The organism is uncultured Zoogloea sp., assembly GCF_937894855.1.
Taxonomy (GTDB): domain Bacteria; phylum Pseudomonadota; class Gammaproteobacteria; order Burkholderiales; family Rhodocyclaceae; genus Zoogloea; species Zoogloea oryzae.
On the sequence record NZ_CALAYQ010000107.1, the window covers coordinates 1 to 3,833 of the forward strand.

3 protein-coding genes are annotated in these 3,833 nt (G+C 67.0%); all 3 read left to right on the forward strand.

Translation table 11 applies throughout. From position 1 onward, the window contains the following. Positions 1-52 precede the first annotated feature (52 nt). On the forward strand, positions 53-352 hold the full coding sequence (locus tag Q0672_RS12875; protein ID WP_298622751.1) for a diguanylate cyclase: 300 nt from the start codon (positions 53-55) through the stop codon (positions 350-352). Between the two features lie 92 nt (positions 353-444). Further along, positions 445-3,684, forward strand: coding sequence for a PAS domain-containing protein (locus tag Q0672_RS12880; protein ID WP_298622752.1), 3,240 nt, complete (start codon positions 445-447; stop codon positions 3,682-3,684). Continuing rightward, the coding region (locus tag Q0672_RS12885) for a response regulator (RefSeq protein ID WP_298622754.1) at positions 3,662-3,833 on the forward strand (172 nt) is incomplete at its 3' end. The genes Q0672_RS12880 and Q0672_RS12885, both read left to right, overlap by 23 nt.

The following is a 3,833-nucleotide window of genomic DNA, read 5'->3' on the forward strand; positions in this document are numbered from 1 at the left end:
TGTTCGTCACTCAGGACGATAGGGTACAGGGGTGGGAGATGTGTGTAATGGGATGGATCTGACCAGCCGCATCGGCGGCGACGAGTTTGCGCTGCTCCTGCGCAACTGCAGCACCGATGACGCTTGCCGGATCGTCGACAGCCTGTGCCGCGCGATCTCGGCGTTGCGCTTCCAGTGGGAAGGCCGCGAATTCAGGGTGAGCGCAAGCTTCGGGCTGGCCGAGATCGACGCGTCGGTGGACAGCAGCGCCGCCGCCCTGAAGATTGCCGACGATGCCTGCTACGCTGCCAAGCGCGAAGGCCGCAATCAGGTGGTGCTGCGTCAGCCGGGGAGTCAGGGCAGGTTGGCGTAGATCGTGCGATCGACCATCTTTTGGCACGATTGGCCACCACCGGTGGCAGAACGGCGCGAGAATCCCGGCAAGGCAAGCGATGGATGAACCAAATGGCCGACGACGATAGATGGGCCGAGGGCGCGAAAGACGACGCGCTTCCCCTCGGAGACATGTGCCGTGAGCTCGACGAGCTGACGGCCCGCGAGGTACAGCTGGAGCTCGAGAACGCCGAGTTGCGGCAGGCACTCATCGGCCTGGAGGCTGCCCGGGCCAACTACTTCGATTTCTACGAGCTTGCGCCGGTGGGCTTTCTGACCATCGACGAGCGGGGCACGATCCTGCAGGCCAACATCCGCGCCGCGACCCTGCTGGGGGTCTCGCTGGGCAGGCTGATCACCCAGCCGGTGGCGGGCTTTGTCTGCGAGAGCGACCGGGCGCCCTTTGCGCGCTATTGCCGGCGCATCTTTGATACCGCCACGCTGCAATCCTGCGAAGTGCGCATGCGCCAGGAAAACGGGCGCCGCGTGTGGATGCTGGTGGAAGCCAGCGCGGTGCGGGACGCCGGCGGCCAGCCGGTGCTCAACCTGGCCCTCAGCGACATCGGCGAACGCAAGGAAGCCGAGGCGCTGATGCGCGAGAAGTACGAGCTGCAGGCGCAGCTGACCAAGATCGCCGCGACGGTGCCCGGGGTGATCTGCTCGTTCCGGCTGCGGCCGGACGGCACGTCCTGCATGCCCTACGCCAGCGCCGCGCTGGAGCAGCTCTATGGCCTGCGGCCGGAAGACGTGGTGGATGACTCCGCGCCGATCTTCGCGCGGATACACCCGGGCGACGTGGGCTACGTGAGCGAGACGGTCGCGGCCTCGGCCAGCACCCTGACGGCCTGGCGGGCCGAGTATCGCGTCATCCATCCGACCAAGGGCGAGCGCTGGATCGAAGGCCATTCGATGCCCCAGCGGGAGGCGGATGGCAGCATCCTGTGGCACGGCTTCCTCAGCGACGTGACCGAGCGCAAGCGCATGGAGGTCGCGCTGCGGGACAGCGAGCGCCTGTACCGCGCCATCGGCGAATCCATCGACTACGGGGTGTGGGTGTGCGCGCCGGACGGCCGCAACATCTACGCCAGCGAGTCCTTCCTCAAGCTGGTGGGCATGACCCAGGCTCAGTGTTCGGATTTCGGGTGGTCCAGCCTGCTGCATCCGGATGATGCCGAACGAACCCTCGCCCGCTGGATGGAATGCGTCAAGCGGGGCTCGGTGTGGGATGTGGAGCACCGGTTTCGCGGCGCCGACGGAAACTGGCACCACATCCTGGCGCGGGGCGTGCCGGTGCGCAACGAGCGCGGCGAGATCACCCACTGGGCGGGCATCAACCTCGACATCAGCCGCCTCAAGCGGGTCGAGCAATCCCTGCGTGAGAGCGAGGAGGAGCTGCAGCGCGCCCAGGCCGTGGCCCGCACGGGCAGCTGGCGGCTGGATCTCGTGCGCAACGAGCTGCGCTGGTTCGACGAGAACCACCGCATCTTCGGCGTGCCGAAGGGCGTGCCGCTGACCTACGAGAGCTTTCTGTCCGTCGTCCATCCAGAAGACCGCGAGTTCGTGGACAGCGCCTGGAAGGCCGCGATGAACGGCGCGCCCTACGACATCGAGCACCGCCTGGTGGTGGATGGCGAGATCCGCTGGGTGAAGGAGCGGGTCGAGCTGGAGTTTGACGCCAGCGGCAAGCCGATCGCCGGCATGGGCTGCACCCAGGACATCTCCGACAGCAAGCGGGCCGAGGCCGCCCTGGCGGCGAGCGAATCCCGTTTCCGGCTGGCCATGGAGGCGGTCGCCGGGATGGTCTTCGACTGGGATCGGGAGAGCGATTCGTTCTACTGTTCGGCCGGCTTTACCAAGGTGTTTGGTGGTGTGGGCGAAGTGAAGTTCGACCGGCGCTGGTGGCATGCGCGTATCCATCCGGAAGACCTGCGGCGGATCAGGCCGATGGTGCTGGCCTGCCTGAAGCAGCGCAGTGACCGCCTGCACACCGAATACCGCCTGCTCTGCGACGGCGGGCGGTGGGCGCACATCTCCGACAACGTCCGGATCATCCGCGATGCCCGGGGGCGGGTGACCCGGCTGGTGGGCAGCCTGACCGACATCAGCGTCCGCAAGGAGGTTGAAGCCGCGCTGATGCGCATGAACGACACCCTCGAGGAGAAGGTGGCCGAACGCACCTTCGAGGCGGAGGAGCGGGCCCGGGCGCTGCTGGAGTCCGAGCGCTTCACCCGTGCCACCATCGACGCGCTCAATTCGCCCCTGTGCGTGCTGGATGCGAACGGCGTCATCATCGCGGTCAATCGGGCGTGGCGCGAGTTTGCAGTCGGCAACGGTGGTGATCCGTCGCTGATGAGCGAGGGCGCCAACTACCTGGCGATCTGCGATGCGGCCACCCTGGCGGAGTGTCCGGTGGCCGGCCAGGTGGCGGATGCCATCCGGAGCGCGGTGGTGGGGTGCCGCGACGATGTGTCCATCGAGTACGAGTGCACCTCGCCCACCGAGCGGCGCTGGTCCGTGCTCAACCTGAGCTGTTTTCAGGGTGACGGCCCCCTGCGTCTGGTGGCCGTGCACGAGGACATCACCGAACGCAAGCTGGCAGCCGAGGAGCAGGCCGAGAGCGCCGCGCGCCTCAAGCGACTGGCGGCCCACCTGGAAACCGTGCGTGAGGAGCAGAACACCACCATCGCCCGCGAGGTGCACGACGAGCTCGGCGGCACCCTGACCATGCTCAAGCTCGGGCTGGCTACCACGGTGGATGGCCTGGCGCTGCCGGCGCCCACCCAGGCGCGCTTCGACCGCCTGCTGGAGCAGGTGGATTCGGCGCTCAAGACCGTCAAGCGGATCTCCGCCGGGCTGCGCCCTGCGATGCTCGACACGCTGGGGCTGATCGCGACGGTCAAGTGGTACGCGGCGGATTTTTCGCGCATGACGGGCATCGCCATCGACGTGCGGATGCCGGAACGTCTGACGCTTTCGGTAGTCCGTAACACGGCGGTGTTCCGCATCGTGCAGGAGGCGCTGACCAACGTCGCCCGGCACGCCCACGCTACGCGGGCCTCCATCGTGATGGAAATTCAGAATGGCATGCTGGACGTCGAGGTGCGGGATAATGGCATCGGGCTCGCGGACGGCGAGCGGGACAAATTGGATTCCTTCGGTCTGATCGGAATGCAGGAGCGGGCCCAGTATCTCGGCGGCTGGCTGTCGATCAGCAGCGAACCCGGGGCGGGCACCTGCCTGACCCTGCACATTCCGCTCGAAGACTGGGCAGAAGGCTGGAGAGCAGTGGATGGCGAGCGTATTGATCGTTGATGACCATGCCGTGGTGCGGGGCGGACTGAGGCAGTTTCTGGCCGATACCGACGACCTGGAAATCACGGCCGAGGCGGCGTCGGGGAATGAGGCGATTGCGCTGGTGGAGAAGGGCGACTGGAGCCTGGTGCTGCTCGACATCGCCCTGC

Coding starts and splice junctions, on each gene's coding strand:
- Q0672_RS12875 (WP_298622751.1), top strand. CDS start 53: ATGGATCTGACCAGCCGCATCGGCGGCGACGAGTTTGCGCTGCTCCTG.
- Q0672_RS12880 (WP_298622752.1), top strand. CDS start 445: ATGGCCGACGACGATAGATGGGCCGAGGGCGCGAAAGACGACGCGCTT.